The organism is Streptomyces polyasparticus (genome assembly GCF_014493765.1).
Classification (GTDB): domain Bacteria; phylum Actinomycetota; class Actinomycetes; order Streptomycetales; family Streptomycetaceae; genus Streptomyces; species Streptomyces polyasparticus.
Genome location: NZ_JACTVJ010000002.1, coordinates 246,308 through 270,085 on the forward strand (window position 1 = coordinate 246,308; position 23,778 = coordinate 270,085).

19 protein-coding genes and 1 pseudogene are annotated in these 23,778 nt (G+C 70.8%); 12 read left to right on the forward strand and 8 right to left on the reverse strand.

Annotated features, from left to right (window positions below; translation table 11 throughout):
- Nucleotides 1-96 precede the first annotated feature (96 nt).
- Nucleotides 97-1,077 (forward strand): LysR family transcriptional regulator, encoded by a 981-nt coding sequence (locus tag H9Y04_RS03150; RefSeq protein WP_187812073.1) that lies wholly within the window; start codon nucleotides 97-99, stop codon nucleotides 1,075-1,077.
- Between the two features lie 245 nt (nucleotides 1,078-1,322).
- Nucleotides 1,323-1,457 (forward strand): hypothetical protein, encoded by a 135-nt coding sequence (locus H9Y04_RS47450; protein ID WP_093607997.1) that lies wholly within the window; start codon nucleotides 1,323-1,325, stop codon nucleotides 1,455-1,457.
- A gap of 13 nt (nucleotides 1,458-1,470) precedes the next feature.
- On the opposite strand, the gene H9Y04_RS03155 is transcribed toward H9Y04_RS47450, so the two are convergent.
- The gene (locus H9Y04_RS03155; protein WP_187812074.1) at nucleotides 1,471-3,087 is read right to left on the reverse strand and encodes a purple acid phosphatase family protein; all 1,617 of its coding nucleotides are present in this window, start codon (nucleotides 3,085-3,087) and stop codon (nucleotides 1,471-1,473) included.
- Nucleotides 3,088-3,375: 288 nt separating this feature from the next.
- Here H9Y04_RS03155 and H9Y04_RS03160 point away from each other — a divergent pair, with 288 nt between their 5' ends.
- Both H9Y04_RS03160 and H9Y04_RS03165 read left to right on the forward strand, forming a co-directional pair.
- On the forward strand, nucleotides 3,376-4,416 hold the full coding sequence (locus H9Y04_RS03160) for a 3-isopropylmalate dehydrogenase (protein ID WP_187812075.1): 1,041 nt from the start codon (nucleotides 3,376-3,378) through the stop codon (nucleotides 4,414-4,416).
- A gap of 249 nt (nucleotides 4,417-4,665) precedes the next feature.
- The gene (locus tag H9Y04_RS03165) at nucleotides 4,666-5,754 is read left to right on the forward strand and encodes a branched-chain amino acid aminotransferase (RefSeq protein ID WP_187812076.1); all 1,089 of its coding nucleotides are present in this window, start codon (nucleotides 4,666-4,668) and stop codon (nucleotides 5,752-5,754) included.
- A gap of 273 nt (nucleotides 5,755-6,027) precedes the next feature.
- Here the strand turns inward: H9Y04_RS03165 and H9Y04_RS03170 are convergent, their stop codons facing one another.
- Nucleotides 6,028-7,239 (reverse strand): NupC/NupG family nucleoside CNT transporter, encoded by a 1,212-nt coding sequence (locus H9Y04_RS03170; RefSeq protein ID WP_187812077.1) that lies wholly within the window; start codon nucleotides 7,237-7,239, stop codon nucleotides 6,028-6,030.
- A gap of 266 nt (nucleotides 7,240-7,505) precedes the next feature.
- On the opposite strand from H9Y04_RS03170, the gene H9Y04_RS03175 reads away from it, so the two are divergent.
- Both H9Y04_RS03175 and H9Y04_RS03180 read left to right on the forward strand, forming a co-directional pair.
- A complete protein-coding gene (locus H9Y04_RS03175) occupies nucleotides 7,506-9,887 on the forward strand; it encodes a CHAT domain-containing WD40 repeat protein (RefSeq protein WP_187812078.1) in 2,382 nt (793 codons plus the stop codon).
- Between the two features lie 21 nt (nucleotides 9,888-9,908).
- Nucleotides 9,909-10,349 (forward strand): hypothetical protein, encoded by a 441-nt coding sequence (locus H9Y04_RS03180; RefSeq protein ID WP_187812079.1) that lies wholly within the window; start codon nucleotides 9,909-9,911, stop codon nucleotides 10,347-10,349.
- Here the strand turns inward: H9Y04_RS03180 and H9Y04_RS03185 are convergent.
- Nucleotides 10,286-11,766 (reverse strand): annotated as a pseudogene (locus H9Y04_RS03185) (cytosine permease). The gene H9Y04_RS03180 and the pseudogene H9Y04_RS03185 sit on opposite strands and share 64 nt — an antisense overlap.
- A gap of 160 nt (nucleotides 11,767-11,926) precedes the next feature.
- Between H9Y04_RS03185 and ureA the strand changes: the two are divergent.
- The 3 genes from ureA to H9Y04_RS03200 are packed head-to-tail and all read left to right on the forward strand — an operon-like array spanning nucleotide 11,927 to nucleotide 15,439.
- Nucleotides 11,927-12,679: an urease subunit gamma gene (gene ureA, locus H9Y04_RS03190; RefSeq protein WP_236070553.1), complete on the forward strand. Its 753-nt coding sequence runs from the start codon at nucleotides 11,927-11,929 to the stop codon at nucleotides 12,677-12,679.
- Nucleotides 12,676-14,397: an urease subunit alpha gene (locus H9Y04_RS03195; protein WP_187812080.1), complete on the forward strand. Its 1,722-nt coding sequence runs from the start codon at nucleotides 12,676-12,678 to the stop codon at nucleotides 14,395-14,397. The genes ureA and H9Y04_RS03195 overlap by 4 nt, the downstream gene beginning before the upstream one ends.
- A 10-nt stretch (nucleotides 14,398-14,407) precedes the next feature.
- Entirely contained in the window at nucleotides 14,408-15,439 is a 1,032-nt protein-coding gene (locus tag H9Y04_RS03200) for an agmatine deiminase family protein (RefSeq protein WP_187812081.1), read from the forward strand.
- 9 nt (nucleotides 15,440-15,448) lie between these two features.
- Here H9Y04_RS03200 and H9Y04_RS03205 read toward each other — a convergent pair whose 3' ends face one another.
- The gene (locus H9Y04_RS03205) at nucleotides 15,449-15,811 is read right to left on the reverse strand and encodes a hypothetical protein (RefSeq protein WP_187812082.1); all 363 of its coding nucleotides are present in this window, start codon (nucleotides 15,809-15,811) and stop codon (nucleotides 15,449-15,451) included.
- 92 nt (nucleotides 15,812-15,903) lie between these two features.
- Here H9Y04_RS03205 and H9Y04_RS03210 point away from each other — a divergent pair, with 92 nt between their 5' ends.
- A complete protein-coding gene (locus H9Y04_RS03210; protein WP_187812083.1) occupies nucleotides 15,904-16,521 on the forward strand; it encodes a TetR/AcrR family transcriptional regulator in 618 nt (205 codons plus the stop codon).
- Between the two features lie 45 nt (nucleotides 16,522-16,566).
- Here H9Y04_RS03210 and H9Y04_RS03215 read toward each other — a convergent pair whose 3' ends face one another.
- Complete coding sequence (locus tag H9Y04_RS03215) at nucleotides 16,567-17,622, reverse strand: S1 family peptidase (protein ID WP_187812084.1); 1,056 nt, start codon at nucleotides 17,620-17,622, stop codon at nucleotides 16,567-16,569.
- Between the two features lie 498 nt (nucleotides 17,623-18,120).
- On the opposite strand from H9Y04_RS03215, the gene cimA reads away from it, so the two are divergent.
- Nucleotides 18,121-19,767 (forward strand): citramalate synthase, encoded by a 1,647-nt coding sequence (gene cimA / locus H9Y04_RS03220; protein ID WP_236070554.1) that lies wholly within the window; start codon nucleotides 18,121-18,123, stop codon nucleotides 19,765-19,767.
- 70 nt (nucleotides 19,768-19,837) lie between these two features.
- Nucleotides 19,838-21,172 (forward strand): hypothetical protein, encoded by a 1,335-nt coding sequence (locus H9Y04_RS03225; RefSeq protein ID WP_187812085.1) that lies wholly within the window; start codon nucleotides 19,838-19,840, stop codon nucleotides 21,170-21,172.
- Between the two features lie 141 nt (nucleotides 21,173-21,313).
- On the opposite strand, the gene H9Y04_RS03230 is transcribed toward H9Y04_RS03225, so the two are convergent.
- The 3 genes from H9Y04_RS03230 to H9Y04_RS03240 all read right to left on the reverse strand — a co-directional run bounded on the left by H9Y04_RS03230 (nucleotide 21,314) and on the right by H9Y04_RS03240 (nucleotide 23,766).
- A complete protein-coding gene (locus H9Y04_RS03230) occupies nucleotides 21,314-22,474 on the reverse strand; it encodes an epoxide hydrolase family protein (RefSeq protein ID WP_187812086.1) in 1,161 nt (386 codons plus the stop codon).
- A 76-nt stretch (nucleotides 22,475-22,550) separates the two neighbouring features.
- Nucleotides 22,551-23,114, reverse strand: a complete 564-nt coding sequence (locus H9Y04_RS03235; RefSeq protein ID WP_187812087.1) for a dihydrofolate reductase family protein — start codon at nucleotides 23,112-23,114, stop codon at nucleotides 22,551-22,553.
- Nucleotides 23,115-23,160: 46 nt separating this feature from the next.
- A complete protein-coding gene (locus H9Y04_RS03240; RefSeq protein ID WP_187812088.1) occupies nucleotides 23,161-23,766 on the reverse strand; it encodes a YceI family protein in 606 nt (201 codons plus the stop codon).
- Between the last annotated feature and the right edge of the window lie 12 nt (nucleotides 23,767-23,778).

Sequence of the window (23,778 nt, forward strand, 5' to 3'; positions counted from 1 at the left end):
GCGACCGTAGGAAGGAATGCGGGCGGCGGGCAGAGGGTTGCGCTCATGGCACCGCCCCTTCCATGAACAGTCCTCATACGCCGAGGTGAGAACGCCATGACCCGCCGAGGTGAGAACGCCATCAGCGCCCCGCGCACCGGAGAATCCGCCGGGAGTTCAGTCCGCGGTACCGCCCGGGACTCCGCCGTCGGCCCCGCCGTCGATCTCGCCCCGCACGAACTGCGGATCCTGGTGGCCGTCGAGCGCGAGCGCGGCTTCTCCGCGGCGGCCGCCGCCCTCGGGCTCACCCAGTCCGCGGTCTCGCACTCGGTGCGCGGCAGTGAGCGCAAGATCGGCGCGGTGCTCTTCGACCGGGGCCGCACCGGGGCGCGCCCGACAGCGGCGGGGGAGCGGGTCGTGGCACACGCCCGCCGGATCCTGCGCCTGCTCGACGCCCTGGCGGCCGAGGCGCGCGGGGCGACGGCCGGCGTGGTCGAAGGTCCGCTGCGGATCGCCGCCTTCCGCAGCGCCGCCCTGCATCTGCTGCCCCCGGTGCTCGCGCGGCTGCGGGCCGCCCATCCCGGCCTCGAGCCCGAGGTACGGGTCGTACGCGAAGTGGGCCCCGGCACCGCCGGTGAAGTGGCCGCGGGGCGCGCCGACTTGGCGATCGCCACGATGGGCACCAGCTCGCCCATACCGGCCGGACTCGTGGGCGGCGTACTCCTCGAAGAGCCCTACTCGTTCGTGCACCCGGCCGGACACCCCGACCCGCGGTCGCTGCCCCTGGTGGACTGGGCGGAGGCCTGCACCTCCTCTACGCGGGACTGGTGGGCCGCCCAGGAATGGATCCCGCGGGCGAGCATGGAGACCGAGGACGACGGAGCCGTGCTCGCGATGGTGAGTGCGGGGCACGGCATGGCGATCATGCCGGCGCTGTCCCTGACCGGAGCGCCGCCCACGGTGGAGATCCGCGATCTCGGCCCGCGGCGCCCGACACGCGAGGTCGGCTACGTCACGACGCCCGAGCTCGCGGGGACCCTCGCGGTCCGTGCCGCGATCAGGGAGCTGCGCGCGGACCGGAGCGTGGCGCCCGCCTGAAAACCAAACGTACGGGCGACGGATTTTGCCTGGCGTCTCAGATACTAGGAAGTCCGAGTAATTGTGGAGACAGACCGGCTGACCTGCCCTAGCTTGGTAGGAGCCGAACGAATCGCTCGATCAAGCGAACGGCGGTTGTGAGCCGCGCCCCCATGCAGGCAACCCCTGCGGGCCCTGGTTCCCCGCCACTCCGGCGTCTCGAAAACCCCTCATTTCGTACTCCATTCATGCCCCGAGGAGTCAGCATGTCCGAGACGACCGTCGCCGCCCGCCGTGTCCGCCACGTTTCGCGGACCGCCGAAGCCGAGCGCAAGAACGCCGCCGCAGCCCTCCAGCGTGCCCTCGACCGCCGTGACAACGGCGGAGCCGCAGGTCACTGACGTACTCGTGGAGCTATGCGCTCCGCGCGATCTCGAAGTGGTCGACGCGCTCGCCGGTTTCGGCGAGCGCGGAGACCTTCAGCCGCGGGCGCGCCCCGGCGCTCGCCTCCACCGCGAGGAACGAGAAGCCGGTGTAGCGCACGCGTGACCACTCGACCGTGTCCGGGTCGGGCAGGCGCGCCTCGGTCCAGTGGAAGCTGAGTACCGACTCGCGGTCGCGCACCGCGCCCTCGTGGCTGTCCTTGACCCCCGCGGGGAAGCCGTACAGCTCCTTGCCCGCCCCGCCCGCCGTCACATAGACGATGCCGTCGCGCGTCGGGTCCGTGGAGCCGCCGACCGGGACGCGCTTGCCGACCTCGCCGTTTTTGATGGCGTCCGTCCGCTCGTACACATGGTTGTGGCCGTTGATCACCAGGTCGACCTGGTACTTGGTGAACAGCGCGAGCCACGCGTCACGCACCCCGCCGTCCGAGCCGTGCGTGGACGTCGAGTACATGCAGTGGTGGAAGAAGACCACGAGGAAGTCGATGTCCTCGTGCGCGCGCAGCTCCCGCAGCCGCCGGTCGAGCCACGCGGTCTGCCGGCCGTCGCTGTAGCCCTTGTTGGCCGGGATCTCGTACGAGACGTCGTTGGCGTCCAGGGCCACGACGCCGACATTGCCGTAGGTGAAGGAGTAGACGCCCGGGGCGTTCGTGGCGTCGAAGCCGTTGTCGGGCAGTGACCAGCGGGCGCTCTGGCCGCCGTAGCCATGGGGCGAGTACCAGGCCTCCATGTCGTGGTTGCCGGTGGTCACCATCCACGGCACGGACTTCGCGACGGACTCGGTCTGCGCGAGGAACGTGTCCCAGACGCGCGCGTCGTACGTGTCCGACTCCTTGCCGCGGCCGCTGCTGTCCGCGTAGCAGAGGTCGCCCGCGTGCAGATGGAAGGCCGGGTTCTGGCCCAGGATCACCTGGTCGTTGGCGAGCGCGTGCGGGCTGACGCCCTGGTCGCCGAAGGCCGTGAAGACGAAGGACTCGGGGGCGGCGGGCGCGGTGCGGAAACTGCCGAGCGTGCCGAGGCGTTCGGGCCGCGTGGGGTCGAAGCCCTCGTGGCCGACGCCGTAGTAGTACGTGGTGCCGGGGCGCAGTCCGTCGAGCGCGACATGCAGGTAGTACTGCTCGACCGCGGGCAGTTTCCTGCCCAGGGCGGGCGTGCCGAGGTCGCGGACCTCGGCCTCGAACTTCCGGCTCAGCTCCCAGGGCGTGAGGCCGATCCGTACGTACGGCTTCCTGACCGCGAACGGGACCTGCCAGCTGATCCGCATCTGCGTCCGGGGATCGGCGCCGAAGGCGAGATGCCGGCCGAAGGGAGCGACGAGGCCGCCGTCGACCTTGGCGGTGGCGGGAGAGGTCAGGAGCGCGGGACCCTGCCCGGCGCCGGAGCCCGGTCCGGCGCTCGCGGTCCCGCCGGTCCCGGCCAACGCGCCGGCCGTGCCCGCGGCGCCGGCGAGACCCAGGCCGCCGGCGAGCGCCGCACGCCGGCTGACCTTCGGACGGGCGTGCCTGGCCCGGAGGTACTCGTGCTGCTCGGCCATGCTCATGCGCCGGGCGAGCTGTTCGGGGATGCCGACGCGGGGGGTGTCGCTCATGCGGGAGAACTTCCCGTCGGCGTCCAACTCCCGCGGGTCCGGAAGGTGAACGTCGGGTGTCGGTTGGGCCTGAGGGCCTGAGGGCCTGAGGGCCTGAGGGCCGGGAGCCGGGGCCGTCGCTGGGGCCGGGTTGTCGGGCCGGGAGCCGGGAGCCGCGAGCCGGGGGTCTGGGGGCGTCAGCCCCCGGAAACTCCCACCGCCGCGGAGCGGCGGAGCAACCCGGTGCCGGAGCGTCCGAATGCTGGACACCCCATGTCAACAGCTGGGACCACGAGTACGGTGACGAACATGTCTCGACGCATCAATCTCGCAGTGATCCCCGGTGACGGCATCGGCCAGGAGGTCGTGACCCAGGGACTCAAGGTCCTCCGTGCCGCGCTTCCGCAGGACGTGAAGCTCGAGACGCAGGAGTACGACTTCGGCGCCAAGCGCTACCACGCCACCGGTGAGACCCTCACCGACACCGACGTGGAGCAGCTCAAGGGCCACGACGCCATCCTGCTCGGCGCGATCGGCGACCCGAGCGTGCCGTCGGGCGTCCTGGAGCGCGGCTTCCTCCTGAAGCTCCGCTTCCTCTTCGACCACCACGTCAACCTCCGCCCGAGCAAGCTGCTCCCGGGTGTGGCCACGCCGCTCGCGGGCCAGCCGGAGATCGACTTCGTGGTCGTCCGCGAGGGCACCGAAGGCCCGTACACGGGCAATGGCGGCACCATCCGCAAGGGCACCCCGCACGAGGTCGCCACCGAGGTCTCCGTGAACACGGCCTTCGGCGTCGAGCGCGTGGTCCGTGACGCCTTCGCCCGCGCCCAGGCCCGCCCGCGCAAGAAGCTGACGCTGGTCCACAAGAACAACGTGCTGGCCTTCGCCGGCCACCTGTGGACCAATGTCTTCAACGAGGTGGCCAAGGAGTTCCCCGAGGTCACCACCGACTACATCCACGTCGACGCCGCGACCATCTACCTGGTCACCGACCCGGGCCGCTTCGACGTGATCGTCACCGACAACCTCTTCGGCGACATCATCACCGACCTCGCCGCGGCCGTCTCCGGCGGCATCGGCGTCGCCGCCTCCGGGAACATCAACCCGTCCGGCGAGTTCCCCTCGATGTTCGAGCCCGTGCACGGCTCGGCCCCGGACATCGCGGGCCAGGGCAAGGCCGACCCGACCGCCACGGTCCTGTCCGTCGCGCTGCTGCTCCGCCACCTCGGATACGAGGCCGAGGCGGCCCGTATCGAGGAAGCGGTCGCCGCCGACCTGGGCGAACGCGGCACGGCCCCCCGTACCACCGAAGAAATCGGCGACGCGCTCGCCGTACGAGTAGCGGGCTAGCCCGACGGCTCATCGCACTCCAGAAGCCGCCGGGCCGCCCGTACAGGGCACCCGGCGGCTTCTCGTATCCGCCGCCGGGTGTCACCATCAACCCTTGGGCCGCATCACACCCGTTTCGCCCACGCCCGTCCACGAGCGATAATCGAACGTGGGGCCGCGGTATGCGGGTAGCAGTTTTGCTTCAGTCGTCCGGGAAACCTGACGTGAGCGCGGTCCGTCACACACGAAACCGGTGAAGGACATCCACTCATGACGACGCCCACGATCGAGCTCAAGCCCTCCTCGCACCCGCTCTCCGCGGCCGAGCGCGAGGCGATCCTGGCCAACCCCGGGTTCGGCCGCCACTTCACCGACCACATGGTGACCATCAAGTGGACCGAGGGCCGCGGCTGGCACGACGGCCAGCTGGTGGAGTACGGACCGCTCTCGATCGACCCGGCGAACATGACCCTGCACTATGCGCAGGAGATCTTCGAGGGCCTCAAGGCGTACCGGCAGGCCGACGGCTCCGTCGCCACCTTCCGCCCCGAGTCCAACGCGAAGCGCTTCCAGGCCTCGGCCCGTCGACTGGCGATGCCCGAGCTGCCCGTCGAGACCTTCATCGAGGCCTGTGACCTGCTCGTCCAGCAGGACAAGGACTGGGTCCCGGCACACGGCGGAGAGGAGTCCCTCTACCTGCGCCCGTTCATGTTCGCGACCGAGGTCGGCCTGGGCGTCAAGCCCGCCAACGAGTACCTCTTCATGGTCATCGCCTCGCCCGCCGGCGCGTACTTCGCGGGCGGCGTGAAGCCCGTCTCGATCTGGCTCTCCGAGGACCGCGTGCGCGCCGTCCCCGGTGGCATGGGTGCGGCCAAGACCGGCGGCAACTACGCCGCCTCGCTGCTCGCGCAGGCCGAGGCCGCCTCCAAGGGCTGCGACCAGGTCTGCTACCTCGACGCGGTCGAGCACAAGTGGGTCGAGGAACTCGGCGGCATGAACCTGTACTTCGTGTACGGCGACAAGATCGTCACCCCCGAGCTGACCGGCTCGATCCTGGAGGGCGTCACCCGCGACTCCCTCCTCACGGTCGCCCGTGACCTGGGCTACGAGGCCACCGAGGGCCGCATCTCCCTCGACCAGTGGCAGCGCGACGCCCAGAACGGCTCGCTCACCGAGGTCTTCGCCTGCGGCACGGCCGCGGTGATCACCCCCGTCGGCACGGTCAAGTGCAACGCGGGCGAGTGGACCCAGTCCGCCGGCGAGCCCGGCCCGGTCACCCTCCGCCTGCGCGAGGCCCTCCTCGACATCCAGCGCGGCACGACCGAGGACAAGCACGGCTGGATGCACACGCTGGGCTAGGCATCTGCTGTACGTAAATGAAAGGCCGGGCTCCCTGCGGGGGAGGCCCGGCCTTTCATGTCAGCCCCTGCGGCGCTCGAGCAGACCCTTCAGCCCTGCGGCGTTTGAGCAGATCCGAACGAAGTTCGGATGCGGGGTCCGGGGCGGAGCCCCGGTTTCGGGAAGGGGCGGGGCGGGGAGGGAAGCCCGCCGCAGGCGCAACGCACCCGCACCCCGGGGGACGGGGCTCCGCCCCGATACCCCGGCAGCCGGACACCCCGTTCCGGGGCCCGCCTACGAAATCAACCCCACGATCGTGGCGCTGATGAACGACACCAACGTCGCCCCGTACACCAGCTTCAGACCGAACCGGGCAATCTGGTCCCCGTGCTCGGGGGACAGCGACTTCACCGCACCGGCGATGATCCCGATCGAGCTGAAGTTCGCGAACGACACCAGGAACGTCTGCACGATCGCCGTCGTCCGCTCACTGAGCTCGATCTTCCCGCCCGGGTTGGAATCCGTGAACGCGAGCATCGCCACGAACTCGTTCGACACCAGCTTCGTCGCCATGATCTGCCCCGCGTCCACGCACTCGTCCCACGGCACACCCGTGAGGAACGCGAGCGGCGCGAAGACATACCCGAGCAGATCCTGGAAGGACGTCCCGCCGGTCAGCCCGGACACGATCCCGTTGATCAGGGCGATCAGCGCCACGAAGCCGATCAGCATCGCGGCCACGGTCACCGCGACCTTCGCACCGTCCAGGATGTACTCGCCGAGCATCTCGAAGAAGGTCTTCTTCTTCCGCGCCGGCGTGACGACCACATCCTCCTCCGGCGTCAGCTCGTACGGATTGAGCAGCCAGACGACGATGAACCCGCCGAAGAGGTTGAGCACGATCGCGGCCACGACATAGCGCGGCTCGATCATCGTCATGTACGCGCCGACGATGGACATCGACACCGTGGACATGGCCGAGGCGCTCAGCATGTACAGACGCTTCGGCGTCAGCGTGGGCAGCAGCGTCTTGATCGCGATGAAGCTCTCGGACTGCCCGAGAATCGCGGCCGACACCGCGTTGAACGACTCGAGCCGCCCGGCGCCCGTGACCTTCGACAAGGCGATGCCGAGGTACTTCACGATCAGCGGCAGCACCCGCAGGTACTGCAGGATCCCGATCAGCGCCGACACGAAGATGATCGGCATCAGCACGCTGAGCAGGAACGGCACATTGCCCTCGGCGTCCGGGTCGGCAAGGCCCCCGAACACGAAGGACGTGCCCTCACCCGCGTATTCGAGCAGCTTGCCGAACCCGTCCGCGAGCCCGTTGACGGCACTCTGCCCCAGGCTCGTCTTCAGCATGAGCAGCCCGAGCAGGAACTGGACGACGAGCATCAGCCCGATGTACGGAGCCTTGACGCGAAGGAGCCGCACATCGCGGGACGGCAGGAAGGCCAGGGAGAGGAAGACGGCGAGGCCGGCGATGCCGATGAGGATGTGCATGGGGGCTACCGCCCTGCGCCGGGGTGCTTCGCGGTCATGGGTGGGCTGGTACGGGCGGGCGCGGGGCAGCTGATCATTCGTCAAGGAGACCCGGAGCGAACGCTTTCGCGAAGGACGCGGGCCGCAGTCCGCGGCGAGTCCACCCGTGCCGCGTAGACGCTGCTGTCGAGAGTCGGATTCTGCCCATGGCGTTCGCACCTCCCGTCCGACGGCGCCGTGGGATCGTGGAGTCGGCTTGGCACCTGGCGGGGACGGGGGTGGGCGCCATGAGCATGGTCGACTTCCAAGCCGATGTAGGGCCCGCGGGACCCGACGCCTATCAGGTCACGCTGCGGACCGCGGACGGCGCCGAGGCGAGCACGGACCACGTGGGGCTGCCTGTCGGGGCGCAGGAACTGCGCATGCTCTGCGCGCGGATCCCCGATGCGATCCTCGCCTCGTCGGCGGTGGTCCGCCGCAGTGCGCCGCCCGAGGAGCGGCCGGTGCAGGAACTGGGCCGGATCCTCTTCGACATCCTCATGGCGGGGGAGGGGCGTGCACTGTTCGCGACAGCCCGCCATCGCGCCGCCGAGGCGGATCGGTCCTTACGCCTGGTCCTGCGGGTGCGGCCACCGGAACTGGCGCGACTGCCCTGGGAGTTCCTCTTCGACAGCGCCGAGAACAGCTATGTCTGTACGACGGTTGCACTGGTGCGCAGACCCGAACTGGCCGTGCCTCAGCGGCCTTTGACCGTCGCCGCACCCTTGCGCATCTTGTGCATGGCGGCCCGCCCCGACGGGCTCGATCCGCTCGCGGTCCAGTCGGAGCGGGAGCGGCTGGGCGACGCACTGTCCGACCTGCGACGGGCCGGACTCATCGAACTCGGCTGGGTGGAGGGCGAGACCTGGCGCGCGCTGCGCACAGCGCTCACCCGGCGGGGCCCGTGGCATGCCCTGCACTTCATCGGCCACGGCGGCTTCGACCCGGTCGCCCAAGAGGTCACCCTCGCGCTCGCGGGCGAGGACGGCGGTACGTATCAACTGGGCGCCGAGAACCTCGCGATGATGCTCGACGACCATCGCTCCCTGCGCCTGGTCGTCCTGAACGCCTGCGAGACGGGCCGCTCGGCGGCCGGCGATCCCTTCTCCAGCATGGGCGGGGCGCTACTGCGGGCAGGGGTCCCGGCGGCCCTCACGATGCAGTACGCGATCTCGGACCGTGCGGCGGTGGAGTTCGGCCGCACCTTCTACGAGGGCCTCGCGCACCGGGTGCCGGTGGATGCGACGGTGACGGAGGCGCGGAAGGCGATCCGGCTCGCGCTGCCGGGGACGTTGGAGTGGGGGACGCCTGTGCTCCATATGCGGGCAGTGGACGGGGTGTTGTTCGAGGCCGGGGAGGTCGGGGACATCGCGGTGGCCGGGCGGGCCGCAGGGGTGAGCGCCCAGTCCGGTGGGACCGGGACCGAGCCGGTGAGCCCCGGGCCCGTGCGGACCGATGAGTCCGTACGGGCAGATCTCGGCCGGTACTTCCGTGACCGGAGGGCCGGAGGTGCTGACTCGAAGGCTTTGGCTTTCAGCCGGTTCTTCCATGGCGTGACGTTCGCAGGTGCCGACTCGGAGCGTGGCCTGGGTGCATGGTCCTCCCCGCGCAAGCGCACCCTGATCGGCCCGCGACAGCCTCGTGCGACCTCGGTCGGAGGCGTCAAGTACCCCAGTTCACTGGCGTTCAGTGATGATTCCCGACTGCTCGCCATCGGCTGTCACGGACGGGTCGCAGTGGTGGTCGACCAGGCCGGCGAACGCGTCTGCCGAGTGCGCCCCGGGGGGCAGGTGCCCGAGGCGGCTCCTTCGTCCTTCCGGTATCAGGACCGGGTCCTCGCGGTGGCCTTCGACGCCGCCGACGGCGCCCTTGCGGCCGTGGCCGGAGCTTCGGTGCACACCTGGAGTTGCGGCACGGGCGCCTCCCTCACCAGGCGCGATCTCGCCGCAGGCGGGATCTTCGACGTCGCGTCGGTGGCCGACGGCGGTCGTGTCGTCGCCACCGGTGAGTACGGCCGGGTGAGACTCACCGGTCCCGGGGACAGGACGCGGACGCTACAGGTCGCCGGTCACGTGGAGACCTTGGCGCTCTCCGTGGACGGCACCTTGCTCGCGGCGGTGTGCGAGGCGAAATGGGGCTACAAGACTGCGCGCCGCCACAGCGAGGTGCTGGTCTGGGATGGGGCATCGGGTGGTGAACTGCTGCGGCTGCCCCATGACGACAGTGTGCGAGCCGTCGCCTTCAGCCGGGACGGCGGCCGCCTTGCGACGGCGAGCGGTGCTTCCGTATGCATCCGTGACCTCCGCACGGGGCGGCGGGTCATCGAGATTCCGCAGCGGGCCGAGGTCCAGGACCTCGCCTTCGGTCCGGACGGCTTGACGATCGCGGTCGCCCACCGCTGGGGCGCCACGGTATGGCGGAGGCCGAAGGCGGTCGCCATGCGGGATGAAATGTTCTCGACTGTATGGGGGGAGCAGAGGGCAATCGACTCGTGGGAGCACCGCTCTCCGCCTGCGGGCGGGGAGTCATCGGACGCCCGTTCGGGGACGAGAGCTATCGCCTTCAGCCGCGATGGCAGCCTGCTGGCCGTCATCGAGGGAACCAAAGTCCTGCTCCTCCACCTCACCTGAGCCCCTTGACGGAAGGCGGACATGACAGCCGAGCCCCCGCACCGAGCCGCCCTCTTCATCCCCGAACAGGACGCCCCCGGCACCGAGCAACCCCTCGTCGAGGCCCTCCAGGGCCTCGGTCTCACCGTCCAGGTCAAAGCCGTCCCCGTACAAAGAAGCCTGGAACTCCTCATCCTCATCACCCTCCCCCTGCACGCCTTCCTCGGCAGCCTCGGCGGCAAGCTCGCCGACGACGCGTACCGGAAGCTCAAGGATGCGATCCGGCGGACGGCGTCGCGCCCCGTCGCCGTGCAGGACACCGAAACCGGCGTCCGCGCCCACCTCACCCCCGACCTCGGCGACGAGGCGTACCGGCAACTCGCCGCCCTGGACCTGAACCTGATCCGCGGCACCCTCCGCTACGACACCGAGGCGCGCTCCTGGCGGCTGGCCGAGGAGGCCGAAGGAGCCGAGGGGGCCTGACCGCCGCGCGGCCGCAGCGCCACGTACACCACCCCACCCACCACCCCCGACAACACAAAGCTGCAGTCCACCTCGCCGGTCAGCCCCAGCAGCACCCCCTCGTACAGAGGCGTCGACACCGCCGCAAGCCCGACCGCCGCGCCCGCCGCCCAGGCGAAGGCGGCCCGCGGCTCCCAGCCGGACCGGAACCAGTAAGCCCCGCCCCGCGAGCGCCGGTTGAAGACCTGGAGGGCCTCCGGGTCGTAGGAGCCGCCGAGCCGGACGTGCGCGATCGGCGTGATCACCGCCCAGGGCGTGCCCACCGCCGTGAGCAGCAGCACGAACGAGGTCATCGCCGACTGCGCGTCCCAGGCGAAGTGCCCCGCGAAGACGAAGCCCGTGGCGACGACGGCGACCAGAGCCGTCGCCCGTACGCGGGACGCGCGCGGCACGATCGCGTCCAGGTCGAGGCCCATCGAGTACAGCATCAGACCGGCGTTGCCCACCGAGCCCGCCGTCGCCGCGAGCAGCAGCGGCAGCAGGTACCAGCCGGGCGCCGCGTCCACCAGCGGGCCCGCGTAGTCGAGGCCCGCGCGGGCCGCCAACGCCGTGAAGGTGCCGAAGAGTTGGGGCAGGAGAAGACCCACGGTCAGGCCCACGCAGGTGGCCCGCAGGACCGAGCGGGAGGAGTGGCGGGCCGGGGAGATGTAGCGGGTGTAGTCGCCGAGGAGGGTGATGAAGGCGACCGGTCCGCTGAGCCCCGCCGCGACTGCGGCCAGGGCCCAGGTCGGCCAGAAGGAGCCCAGGAGATACGGGGTGTCGGGCGGTGCGGCCGTGGTGAACTCGCCCGCGTACGCGAACAGTCCGAGCAGGAGCAGGGCCGTCATGCCGAGGGCGAGCACCTTCGAGAGGCGGAGCAGGAGGCTGGTAGCCGTAGACCGCCGCGAGCACGGTCGCGCCCGCGAGCAGCGCGTAGACGAGGCCGTGCACCGGGCCGCTGTCCGGCAGTCCGGTCAGCCGCGCCGGCGTGCCGATCATGACGTCCCCGCCGATCCACAGCGTCAGCGCCGTGTAGCCGATGGACAGAAGCAGCCCTACGACGGAGCCGATGAGCCGTCCCCGTACACCGAAGGCCGCGCCGCTCGACGTGGAGAGGTTCGTCGCCGTCCGCAGGGACACGAGTGCCAGCGGTGCGGTGACCGCGACGCCCACCGCCGTGCCCGCCACGATCGCCGACACCGACGCCCACCAGCCGAGCCCGAAGGACGGCGGCAGCCAGCCGAAGACGATCACGCCGAGGCAGAGGTTGGAGCCGAGCAGGATCGAGATCAGGTCGCGCGGACCGCTCGCCCTCCCCCTAGCGCTCAACTTCGTTCGAGCGGGGAGGTACCCCCCTCTCCTCCGGGATGGTGTCGACTCCGCGCTGTTCTATCGGCATGGGCGGGCTCCCCTTGCGGTCGTGGCGCATGGTTTGAGTGCCGCTCAAAGCGGCGGCTCCCAAGAATGTGACGGACATCAAGCTCGCAGGTCAATGTTTCCGTTCATGGAAGTGTCGGTTTAGAGTGAAGCTCTAAACCTGATCGAGGGAGCGCCCGGCCATGCGACTCACCCCCACCGAACGCGACCGCCTGCTCCTGTTCGGCGCCGCCGAGCTGGCCCGCGCCCGCCGGGCCCGCGGCCTGAGACTCAACGTCCCCGAGGCCACCGCGCTGATCGCCGACACCGTGTGCGAGGCGGCCCGTGACGGTCTGCGCCTGGCCGAGGCGATCGAGCGGGCCAGGTCCGTGCTCGGTCCTGACGACGTCCTGCCGGGCGTCACGGACGTGGTGACCGAGGTGCATGTGGAGGCCGTCTTCGACGACGGCTCGCGGCTCGCGGTGGTCTCCGACCCGCTGGCCGGAGGATCGCTGGGCCCCGAGGCGCCGGGTGCGGTCCTGCCCGGCCCCGCCCACGAAGAGCCCGCGCCGGCCGTCCGTATCCCCGTACGCAACACCGCGTCCGTCCCCGTCAGCATCACCTCGCACTTCCACTTCTTCGAGGCCAACCCGCGGCTCGACTTCGACCGCGCCACGGCGTACGGCATGCGGCTCGCGATCCCGGCCGGGGCGTCCGTACGGTTCGGGCCCGGCGAGTCGGCCGAGATCGGACTCGTGCCGATCGGTGGCGAGCGGATCGCGATCGGGTTCGCGGGCCTGGTCGACGGGCCGCTCGACGCGCCCGGCGCCCGCGAGGAGGCGCTGCGCCGCGCCGCCGCCTGCGGCTATCTCGGAGCCGAACCCCTGGACGAGCGCGGCGCCACCGGCACCCACGGCCCCGCAGCCGACCCGAAGGAAGAGGAGGCCGGGCGATGAGCCGTCCCGGAGGACACCCCGCCGAAGCCCGCCGGCTGACCCCGCAGGAGTACGCGGCCACGCACGGCCCCCGCGCCGGCGACCGCGTCGTCCTCGGCGACAGCGGCCTCGTCGTGCGCGTGGAGTCCGACTCCCAGGCGTACGGCGACGAGTTCCTCGCCGGTTTCGGCAAGACCGCCCGCGACGGGCTGCATCTCAAGGCGGCCGCCGTCAGAGAGACCTGCGATGTCGTGATCAGCAATGTGCTGGTGATCGACGCCGTGCAGGGCATCCGCAAGACCTCGATCGGCATCCGCGAGGGCCGCATCCACGCGATCGGGCGGGCGGGCAACCCCGACACGCTCGACGGCGTGGAGGTCGTGGTCGGCACCGGCACCTCGATCGTCTCCGGCGAGGGCATGATCGCCACCGCCGGAGCCGTCGACACCCACGTCCACCTGCTGTCCCCGCGCATCATGGAGGCCTCGCTCGCCTCCGGCGTGACCACGGTCATCGGCCAGGAGTTCGGCCCGGTGTGGGGCGTCGGCGTCAACTCGCCCTGGGCCCTCAAGCACGCCTTCAACGCCTTCGACGCCTGGCCGGTCAACATCGGCTTCCTGGCGCGCGGTTCGTCCTCCGACCCGGCACCCCTCACCGAGGCCCTGGCCGAGGGCGGCGCCTCCGGCTTCAAGGTGCACGAGGACATGGGCGCGCACACCCGCGCGCTCGACACGGCGCTGCGGGTCGCCGAGGAGTACGACGTCCAAGTCGCCCTGCACAGCGACGGGTTGAACGAGTGCCTGTCCGTTGAGGACACCCTGCGCGTGCTCGACGGCCGCACCATCCACGCCTTCCACATCGAGGGCTGCGGCGGCGGCCACGTCCCCAACGTCCTGAAGATGGCGGGCGTCCCGAACGTCATCGGCTCCTCCACCAACCCCACCCTGCCCTTCGGCCGCGACGCGGTCGCCGAGCACTACGGGATGATCGTCTCGGTCCACGACCTCAAGACCGACCTGCCGGGCGACGCCGCCATGGCCCGCGACCGGATCCGCGCCGGCACGATGGGTGCCGAGGACGTCCTGCACGACCTGGGTGCGATCGGCATCACCTCCTCCGACGCGCAGGGCATGGGACGGGCGGGCGAGACGGTCCGCCGTACGTTCGCGATGGCGGGCAAGATGAAGGCGGAGCTCGGCCCGCTGGAGGGCGACGGCGCGCACGACGACAACGCGCGCGTCCTGCGCTACATCGCCAAGCTCACCATCAACCCGGCGATCGCCCACGGTCTCGCGCACGAGATCGGTTCGATCGAGGTCGGAAAGATGGCGGACATCGTGCTCTGGCAGCCGGCCTTCTTCGGCGCGAAGCCCCAGCTCGTCCTCAAGTCCGGCTTCCCCGCGTACGGGGTCACCGGCGACCCGAACGCGGCCACCGACACCTGCGAACCCCTCGTCCTGGGACCGCAGTTCGGTGCGCACGGCGCCACGGCGGCCGACCTCTCGGTGGCCTTCGTCTCGCAGGCGGCCGCCGCGCTGGAAGGCGACCGGATGCCCACGCGCAGGCGCAGGGTCGGCGTGCGCGGCACGCGCGGCATCGGCCCGGGCGACCTGCTCCTCAACTCCCGTATCGGCGCCGTCGACGTGGACGCCCGCAGCGGCCTCGTCACCCTCGACGGCCGGCCCATGCGCTCGGACCCCGCCGACTCCGTATCCCTGAACCGCCTCTACTTCCTGTGAGCTGAGAACGATGACCTTCCGTATGCCCGCCGAATGGGCCCCGCACGAGCGCACCTGGATGGCCTGGCCCGGCCCCAACACCACCTTCGCCTCCGCCGAGGAGCTCGCCGAATCCCGCGAGGCCTGGGCATCGGTGGCCCGCGCCGTTCGCCGCTTCGAACCGGTCACCGTGGTGCACGGCCCAGGCCAGGCGGACTCCGCCCGCGCCCTGCTCGGCCCGGACATCGACCTGGTCGAGCGTGAGCTGGACGACGCGTGGATGCGCGACATCGGCCCGACGTTCGTGGTCTCCGCGGACGGTGAACTGGCCGCCGTGGACTGGGTGTTCAACGGCTGGGGCGCCCAGGACTGGGCGAGCTGGGAGCACGACTCCAAGATCGCCTCGTACGTGGCCGATCTCGCCGGCGTACCCGTGCACAGCAGTCCTCTGGTGAACGAGGGCGGCGGCATCCACGTCGACGGCGAGGGCACGGTGCTGCTCACCGAGACGGTGCAGCTGGGCCCGGAGCGCAACCCGGGCTGGTCGCGCGAGCAGGTCGAGGCGGAGATCCACGCCAAGCTCGGCACGACCAAGGCCATCTGGCTCAAGCGCGGCCTGACCGCCGACTACCCGCCGCACGGCTTCGGCACGCTCGGCCACGTCGACATCGTCGCGGCCTTCGCCGGCCCCGGCGTGATCGTGGCCCACACGCAGCCCGACCCCGCGCACCCCGACCACGAACTGTGCCGCGAGAACGTCGAGTTCCTGCGCACGCAGACCGACGCCAAGGGCCGCCGTATCGAGGTCGTCGAGATCCCGGCCCCGACGAAGACCCGCGACGAGGAGGGCGGCTGGGCCGACTACTCCTACATCAACCACTACCTCTGCAACGGCGGCGTCGTCCTCTGCGCCTTCGACGACCCGCGCGACGAACTCGCGGCGGGCACCTTCCGCCGCCTCTTCCCCGACCGCACGGTCACCCCGGTCGACGCCCGCACGATCTTCGCGGGCGGCGGCGGCATCCACTGCATCACGCAGCAGCAGCCGCGGACCGGGGGCTGAGCCGCCCGCTCACACGGGCAGCCACCCCGGCCACCACGGAGGCAGGTTGTCCGGCGCACACACGGGCGCCGGATAGTCTCCGGGGCTGTGCAGGAGGGCGACGAACAGCCAGATGGCGAGCAGCGTGACAGCCACGGACCCGGCGAGGGCCAGGGCCCCGCTGCGCCGCCCGACCGCGGCCACGGTCAGGGCCGAGCCGGCCGACGTGACGAGGAACAGCGGGACGGCGAGCAGCAGAAGCGCCCCCGCGTTCGCCCCCGCGCCGACGCCGACATCGCAGGCCGCCCACATCCGGGACACCAGGGCGACACCGCAGAGCGCGGCCAACGCCCCGAGGAGCGGCGCGAGAACACATCCGAGGCGGCGGATCATCGTACGATCCTAGGCCCGGCGAGATCGCGTACTCCCGCAGCACGGACCGGGGCGGAACCGGTCGGCGCCGCCCCCGAGACGACCAGGACGACATGAGCCCCTCAGCCCGCTCCCGCAAGCACGCCCCGCCCCGCGAGGACGTGCTCGCCGCCGCCATGGCCATGGTTGCCGACGGTGGGCTCGACCGGCTGACCATGGCCGCGCTCGGCCGTGCGGTCGGGATGAGCAGCGGGCATCTCCTCTACTACTTCAAGACCAAGGACGAGCTGCTCCTGCAGACCCTGGAGTGGAGCGAGGGCCGCCTCGGCGAGGAGCGGCGCGCCCTGCTCTCGGGCCCCTCCTCCGTACGGGAACGCCTCGACGCGTACGTCGACCTCTACGTCCCCGAAGGCCCGCGCGACCCGCACTGGACCTTGTGGATGGAGGTCTGGAACCGCTCCCCGTACACGGACCCCGCCGTCGAAGCGGGCCGCCGCCAGGTGGCCATCGAGTCCGCCTGGCACCGCGATCTGGTCGCGCTGCTCGCCGAGGGCGTCTCGCGCGGCGAGTTCCGCGCCCTGGACCCGGAGCGCTTCGCCATCCGCCTGCGCGCCCTCCTCGACGGTCTGTCCGTCCATGTGGCGGTCGGCCTGCCGGGCTCGAACCGGGCCGAAGTCCTCACCCACGTACGGGAGTTCCTGGACGAGTCCCTGGCGGCGGGCAAGCCGTAGGGTGCCTGCGCACACGAAGCGAGACGCAGGCACCCCCGGTACCGCCTAGTACACATTCACCCCGTACGCCGTGAGCGCCTCACGTACGGGCTGGAAGATCGCCGAGCCGTTGACCCCGTCGCTGCAGCCGCCGCTGCCCGAGTGGATGCCGAGCGCGGTCGACCCCGAGAAGTGGGCGCCGCCGCTGTCGCCGCCCGCGGAGCAGACCGTCGTACGGACCATCCCGTACGCGATGTTGCCGCTGCCGTAGTTGACCGTGACGTTGGTCGCCGTGACCGTGCCCGAGGTGACCTTCGTCGTCGAGCCGCTCTTGCTGACGGCCTGGCCGACGACCGGGTCGGCGGCCGAAGTGATGTCCCGGTAGCTGCCGTTGTAGAGGTTGACGTTCCCGGCCGGAGCCGAGCCGTCGGTGTAGCGCACGATGCCGTAGTCGTTGGTCGGGTAGCTGGTGCCGTGGCGCTGTCCGATCACCGGGCCGCCGCTGGTGGCGCGCCATTCGGTGGCCGCGTTGGTGCAGTGGCCGGCCGTGAGGAAGTAGCGGGTGGAGCCGGAGGAGACGTTGAAGGCGGCCGAGCAGCGGTAGCCGCCGCCGTAGATCGCGTCACCGCCCGCGACCTCCTCCTTGAACACTCCCGCGATACGGACGACCCGTACCGCACCGTCCTGCGCGTCGGCCGCCCGCTGCAGCCGTCTGAGCTCCGCCTTCGAGACGGTCGAGTCGGCCTCCACGACCACCTGGTTGCGCCGGGGGTCGATGCCCACCGACGTACCGGCCACGGAGGCCTTGTCGAGCACGGCCTGCTGCGCGGACCGCAGCTCGGCGCCGCTGCGCGTGACCAGTTCGGGCCGCGCGCCCTCGGCCCTGACGAGGGCGGCGTCGGCCTCGCTGGTCACCGTCGTGACCAGCTCGCCGTCGGCGTCGAGATAGCTGCCCGCGCTGCGCGCGCCCAGCTCGCTCTTGAGGGTGCTGCTCAGCCGATACGTCTCCGCGTCGGCCGTGACCGCGGCGGTGGGGGTGGGTTCGGGCGCCGCGACGGCGGCGGAGCCGAGGGTGAGGGGGAACGCGGCGAGGGCCGCGGCCAGGGCAAGGGTGCGCTTCACGTACTGCCTCCCGACATGTGGGGTGTCGTGTACAGATCAGATCTGTGGAGCGCTAGCAGTGTGGAGGTATGGACCTGTGGGGGACAAGAGGGCCTTGAGGCGCGGGAGGGGGCTGGGGCCGGAGCTGCGGAGCCTGACGCCTGCGCCGAGGAAACCTGGAGCCCGCGCCGCAGCAAGGCCCGAAGCCCGCACCGCGGCAAGGACGTTCGCATCCTGAGACACCCGCGGCGGCCGCCCCGGATTGTGCAAGACTGCGACCGTGCTCTCGTTCGCCATGATTATTGGCAGCAGGCGCGCCGGTCCGCAGTGACCGTCCCGTACCTACCGACGTACGGGCGGACACCGTCGTCCTCGACCCGCGCGCAGACCTCTCGCACCCGCGAGGGGTTTTTTCGTTTTCCGGCCCACCCGCAGCCGGACACGGAGCACCGGGGATCATAGGAGGACGGCGGAGCCGGTCCTTCCGGTAGACCGAGATCCGAATCAGGAGCCAGCAGCATGAACCGAGCCACGGAAGCTTCCTCTGTCGAGCACGGAGATACCGACGGGCCCTTCGGCCCGCGCGACGCCTTCCATGTCTTCGACACGACGCTGCGCGACGGCGCGCAGCGCGAGGGCATCAACCTCACCGTCGCGGACAAGCTGACCATCGCACGGCACCTGGACGAGTTCGGCGTCGGCTTCATCGAGGGCGGCTGGCCGGGCGCCAACCCCCGCGACACCGAGTTCTTCGCGCGCGCCGCCGAGGAGATCACGTTCAAGAACGCCCAGCTCGTGGCCTTCGGCGCCACCCGCAGGGCCGGCGCCAAGGCCGCGGACGACCCGCAGGTCAGGGCGCTGCTCGCGTCCGGCGCCCCGGTGATCACCCTGGTCGCCAAGTCCCACGACCGCCATGTCGAACTCGCGCTGCGCACCACCCTCGACGAGAACCTCGCGATGATCGCCGACACCGTCGCCTACCTGCGCGAGCAGGGCCGCACGGTCTTCGTCGACTGCGAGCACTTCTTCGACGGCTACCGCGCCAACCCCGCGTACGCGAAGGCCGTCGTCCGTACGGCGCATGAGGCGGGCGCCCAGGTCGTCATCCTCTGCGACACCAACGGCGGCATGCTCCCCGCCCAGGTCCAGGCCGTCGTCGGCACGGTGCTCGCCGACACCGGCGCCCGGCTCGGCATCCACGCCCAGGACGACACCGGCTGCGCGGTCGCCAACACCCTCGCCGCCGTGGACGCGGGCGCGACCCACGTCCAGTGCACGGCCAACGGCTACGGCGAGCGCGTCGGCAATGCCAACCTCTTCCCGGTCGTCGCCGCGCTCGAGCTCAAGTACGGCAAGAAGGTGCTCCCCGAGGGCTCCCTCAAGGAGATGACCCGGATCTCGCACGCGATCGCCGAGGTCGTCAACCTGACCCCCTCCACGCACCAGCCGTACGTGGGTGTCTCGGCCTTCGCGCACAAGGCGGGCCTGCACGCCTCCGCGATCAAGGTCGACCCGGACCTCTACCAGCACATCGACCCCGAGCTCGTCGGCAACACCATGCGCATGCTGGTCTCCGACATGGCGGGCCGCGCCTCCGTCGAGCTCAAGGGCAAGGAGCTCGGCGTCGACCTCGGCGACGACCGCGAACTGGTCGGCCGCGTGGTCGAGCGGGTCAAGGCGCGCGAGCTCAAGGGCTACACGTACGAGGCCGCCGACGCCTCCTTCGAGCTGCTGCTCCGGGAGGAGGTCGAGGGCCGCGCCCGCCGTTACTTCCGGGTCGAGTCCTGGCGCGCCATCGTCGAGGACCTGCCCGACGGCACCCACGCCAACGAGGCCACCGTGAAGCTGTGGGCCAAGGGCGAGCGGATCGTCACCACCGGTGAGGGGAACGGCCCGGTCAACGCGCTCGACAACGCCCTGCGCCGCGGCCTGGAGCGGATCTATCCGCAGCTCGCGAAGTTCGAGCTCGTCGACTACAAGGTTCGCATCCTCGAAGGCGGGCACGGCACCGAGTCCACCACCCGCGTCCTGATCTCCACCGCGGACGGCCAGGGGGAGTGGTCCACGGTCGGCGTCGCGGCCAACGTGATCGCCGCGTCCTGGCAGGCCCTGGAGGATGCGTACACCTACGGGCTGCTGCGGGCCGGAGTCGAGCCCGCGGAGTAGTCCTTACGGTTGCCGGACGCCGGCACCTTCGGGCCCGTCATCGGGCGGCCCGCTGAGTTAGCTTCGAAGTATGAGAAAGCTTACGAAGCGGATCAAGGGGACAAGGCGGATCATGGTCGCCCTGTCCGGACTGCTGCTGGCCCTGGGAACCGCCTTCGCGGCGGCACCCGGGGCTGCGGCCGCTTCGGACATCTCGACTGTGGCGAACGCGCTGGAGAAGAGTCCGGTGTACGTGGACCCGGCGGCCTCCGGGCAGCTGTCGTCGGCGGACGCGGACAAGCTGGCCCAGCAGATCAAGGACTCGGGCAAACCGGTGTTCCTGGCGGTGCTGCCGGCGGACTTCCCGGTCACGTCGAAGGACTTCAAGGCGCTACGAGCGGCGGTCGGCGACCCCGGTGTGTACGGCGTCCAGCGCGGCGACACCTTCTCGGTGCGCGCCGACCCGTCGGTGCTGAACTCGAACGAGACCCGCAATCTGCAGACCCTGGGCGAGACGGCCGGTCTCGACGCGTACGTGAACGCGGCGACCCGCGACGCCAACGGCAGCGCCCCCGCCTCCTGGGGCGCGGCAGCCGACGACGGCGTCTCGACCGGCGCCCTGATCGGCCTCGGCGCGGTCGCCGTGGCCGGTGGCGCCGGGGCATACGCCCTGGTCAGGCGCAACAAGCGCAAGAAGGCCGAGGAGCAGCGGGCCGCGCTCGACAAGCTGCGCGTGGTCGTCGACGAGGACATCACGGCCTTCGGCGAGGAGCTCGAACGCCTCGATTTCCACCCGGGCGAGAAGGGCGCGACGGACGCGATGCGCGAGGACTACGAGCGGGGTCTCGACTCGTACGAGTCCGCCAAATCCATCATGGCCTCGGCCCAGCGCCCCGAGGACGTCAAGGGCGTGACCCAGGCCCTGGAGGACGGCCGCTACTCGCTCGCGGTCCTGGCCGCGCGCCGCGAGGGCCGGCCCCTTCCCGAGCGCCGGCTGCCCTGCTTCTTCGACCCCCGGCACGGACCGTCCGTGGCCGACGTCTCCTGGGCACCGCCCGGCGGCCCGGCCCGTGACGTCCCGGTGTGCGCGGCCGACAAGGCCCGTATCGACGACGGCGAGGACCCGGCGGTCCGCACCGTCGACACCGACCAGGGCCGCCGCCCGTACTACGACGCGGGCCCGGCCTACGGCCCGTGGGCGGGCGGCTACTTCGGCGGCGGCATCCTGCCGGGCCTCCTGGTCGGCACGATGCTCGGCTCGATGATGTCCAGCCCCGCCTACGCCTACTCCGACCCTTCCCTCGGCGCGGGCGACTCCGGCTCGGACTTCAACACGGACGATTTCGGCGGCGGTTTCGGCGGCGGCGACTTCGGCGGAGGCGGAGATTTCGGCGGGGGCGGCGGCGACTTCGGCGGGGGTTTCTAAATCAGCCCCTGCGGCGCTTGAGCAGATCCGAGCGAAGCTCGGATGCGGGGTCCGGGGCAGAGCCCCGGTTTCGGGAAGGGGCGGGGCGGGGAGAAGAGCCCGCCGCAGGAGCCCCCACCCCGCCCCCCGAGCCGGCACCCCTCACCGCAACCCGCGGAAGAACCCCCGGATGTCCCGCGACAGAACCTCCGGCTCCAGGTGGGCCGCGTAATGCCCACCCGGCTCCTTGTACAGATTCCACTGCCGAATGTTCGCGTGATCCCGCTCGGCGAACGTACGGAACGGCCGCATGTCCCCCTCGAACGACGCCACCCCGAGCGGCACGGTCGTCGGCTCCGCAGCCGCCCCACCCGTGGTCGGCACCTCCTCGTGCGCCATCTCGTAGTAGAAGCGCATGGCCGAACCGGCCGTCCCCGTAAGCCAGTACAGGGCGACGTTCGTGAGGATGAAGTCGTCGTCCGGCACGACCTCCCCGGGCGTACCGGCCGCGAAGAGCTGCACATTCCAGCCGAGCAGCCCCACCGGCGAGTCCGCAAGCGCGTGCGCCAGCGTCTGCGGCTGCTGTGACTGCAGGGTGTTGAAGGAGATCTTGTTCTCCATGAACCACTGCAGGATCCCCATCGCCTCCCGCTCGGAGTCCGAGAGCCGCTCGAACTCCGCGGGATCGCCCGAGGGATACGAGAACACCTGGGTGACATGGACACCGGCGACATGCTCGGGGTCGATCCGGCCGAGCTGCGGCGAGATGAAGGACCCGCCGTCGTTGCCCACGGCCCCGTACCGCTCGTAGCCGAGCCGGCGCATGAGCTCGGCCCACGCCTTGGTCGTACGGGTGATGCCCCAGCCCTTGTCCTTGGTGGGCCCGGAGAACCCGTAGCCGGGGAGGGACGGGATCACCAGATGGAAGGCGTCCGCGCGGTCGCCGCCGTGCGCCGCCGGGTCGGTGAGCGGCCCGATCACGTTGAGGAACTCCACGAAGGAGCCGGGCCAGCCGTGCGTGAGGATCAGCGGGAAGGCGTCCGGTTCGAGGGAGCGGACGTGCAGAAAGTGAATCCGCTGCCCGTCGATCTCCGTCGTGAACTGCGGATGGGCGTTGATCTTCGCTTCCCATGCGCGCCAGTCGTAGCCGTCGCGCCAGTACGTGGCGAGCCGCCGCACCAGATCGGTGCTCGTCCCGTACTCACCCGGCTCGCCGGGCCCGTCGTCGGTCCAACGGGCCCTGGCGAGACGGTCGTTCAGGTCGTCGAGATCGGCCTGAGGTACGTCGATGCGGAAGGGGTGGATCTCGTCGGTGGACGTCATGCCGTCCACATTTGTCACCGCTCGGGGGCGCCGACAACAGGACCGCTGTGATCCGCTTGTGCAGCTTGGCCCGGACCTATCCGGCTTCGTTCTCGCGTACGAAACGCAGCAGCGTCACTTTCCCGTCCATCACTCGGGACTCCACCTGACGCAGCCGGGTGCGCCCGGCCATCGGGCCGTACGCGGGCTTGCCGCCACCGAGGAAGACCGGGTTGATCACCAGGACCCACTCGTCGATCAGACCGGCGTCGGTCAGCTCGGTGGCCAGCTCGCTGCCGCCGAACATCATGATCTGCTTGCCGCCCTCCTTGAGCGCGGCGACCTCGGCGGCCACGTCCGTGGAGATCACCTCGGTGTTCCAGTCCGCCTTCTCGAGCGTGCGCGAGACGACGTACTTGGGCATCGCGCGCCAGATGGGGGCGAAGGCCAGATCGTGCGGGTCGTCCGAGTACTCCTCGGCCTTCGGCCAGAAGCCGGACATCATGTCCCACACCTTGCGCCCGTACAGGAACGCGTCGGCCTTGTCGCCGAGTGCCTGCGAGTAGGCGGAGAGTTCGGGCCCCATGTGGGGCCAGTCGAACTCTCCGTCCGGTCCTTCGATGTAGCCGTCTGCGGACTGGGTCAGGAAGTGGATCAGCATCACGCGAGTCTGCGTCAACCGACCTGCCGCAGCAAGGGTTTGGGGATCAGCCCTGGCGGATCGCCGAGATGTCGAAGGTCAGCTTGATCTTGTCGGAGACCAGCACGCCACCCGTCTCCAGGGCCGCGTTCCAGGTCAGGCCCCACTCCGAGCGGAGCAGCTCGGCCTTGCCCTCGAAGCCCACGCGCTCGTTGCCGAAGGGGTCCTTGGCCGCGCCGTTGAACTCCAGGTCGATGGTGATCGGCTTGGTGACGTCCTTGATGGTGAGGTCGCCGGTGATCCGGTAGTCCTCGCCGCCGAGCGCCTCGGCGGAGGTGGACCGGAAGGTCATCAGCGGGAACTTCTCCACATCGAAGAAGTCGCCGCTCTTGAGGTGGCCGTCGCGGTCGCCCTGGCCGGTCTCGATGCTCTCCATCTTCACGTCGATGGACGCGGTGGACTGGGCGGGGTCGCTGCCGTCGAGGTGCAGGGCGCCCTCGAAGTCGAGGAAGGCGCCCTTGACGTTCGTGACCATCGCGTGGCGGGCCGTGAAACCGAGCGAGGTGTGCGCCGGGTCGATCGCGTAGTCGCCGGTCAGGCCGGCCAGCTCCGGGTTGACCGGGGCGGGGGCGGAGGTGGTCTCGGTGTCGTTCTTGCGGCCGAAGATGCCCATGACGGTGCTCCT

Excerpts from the sequence above, each read along its gene's own strand:
- H9Y04_RS03160 (WP_187812075.1), top strand. The coding sequence starts at position 3,376 with ATGTCTCGACGCATCAATCTCGCAGTGATCCCCGGTGACGGCATCGGC.
- H9Y04_RS03155 (WP_187812074.1), bottom strand. The coding sequence starts at position 3,087 with ATGAGCGACACCCCCCGCGTCGGCATCCCCGAACAGCTCGCCCGGCGC.
- H9Y04_RS03200 (WP_187812081.1), top strand. The coding sequence starts at position 14,408 with ATGACCTTCCGTATGCCCGCCGAATGGGCCCCGCACGAGCGCACCTGG.
- H9Y04_RS03170 (WP_187812077.1), bottom strand. The coding sequence starts at position 7,239 with ATGCACATCCTCATCGGCATCGCCGGCCTCGCCGTCTTCCTCTCCCTG.
- H9Y04_RS03195 (WP_187812080.1), top strand. The coding sequence starts at position 12,676 with ATGAGCCGTCCCGGAGGACACCCCGCCGAAGCCCGCCGGCTGACCCCG.
- H9Y04_RS03225 (WP_187812085.1), top strand. The coding sequence starts at position 19,838 with ATGAGAAAGCTTACGAAGCGGATCAAGGGGACAAGGCGGATCATGGTC.
- ureA (WP_236070553.1), top strand. The coding sequence starts at position 11,927 with ATGCGACTCACCCCCACCGAACGCGACCGCCTGCTCCTGTTCGGCGCC.
- cimA (WP_236070554.1), top strand. The coding sequence starts at position 18,121 with ATGAACCGAGCCACGGAAGCTTCCTCTGTCGAGCACGGAGATACCGAC.
- H9Y04_RS03180 (WP_187812079.1), top strand. The coding sequence starts at position 9,909 with ATGACAGCCGAGCCCCCGCACCGAGCCGCCCTCTTCATCCCCGAACAG.
- H9Y04_RS03165 (WP_187812076.1), top strand. The coding sequence starts at position 4,666 with ATGACGACGCCCACGATCGAGCTCAAGCCCTCCTCGCACCCGCTCTCC.
- H9Y04_RS03230 (WP_187812086.1), bottom strand. The coding sequence starts at position 22,474 with ATGACGTCCACCGACGAGATCCACCCCTTCCGCATCGACGTACCTCAG.
- H9Y04_RS03150 (WP_187812073.1), top strand. The coding sequence starts at position 97 with ATGACCCGCCGAGGTGAGAACGCCATCAGCGCCCCGCGCACCGGAGAA.
- H9Y04_RS03235 (WP_187812087.1), bottom strand. The coding sequence starts at position 23,114 with ATGCTGATCCACTTCCTGACCCAGTCCGCAGACGGCTACATCGAAGGA.
- H9Y04_RS03210 (WP_187812083.1), top strand. The coding sequence starts at position 15,904 with ATGAGCCCCTCAGCCCGCTCCCGCAAGCACGCCCCGCCCCGCGAGGAC.
- H9Y04_RS03175 (WP_187812078.1), top strand. The coding sequence starts at position 7,506 with ATGAGCATGGTCGACTTCCAAGCCGATGTAGGGCCCGCGGGACCCGAC.
- H9Y04_RS03205 (WP_187812082.1), bottom strand. The coding sequence starts at position 15,811 with ATGATCCGCCGCCTCGGATGTGTTCTCGCGCCGCTCCTCGGGGCGTTG.
- H9Y04_RS47450 (WP_093607997.1), top strand. The coding sequence starts at position 1,323 with ATGTCCGAGACGACCGTCGCCGCCCGCCGTGTCCGCCACGTTTCGCGG.
- H9Y04_RS03240 (WP_187812088.1), bottom strand. The coding sequence starts at position 23,766 with ATGGGCATCTTCGGCCGCAAGAACGACACCGAGACCACCTCCGCCCCC.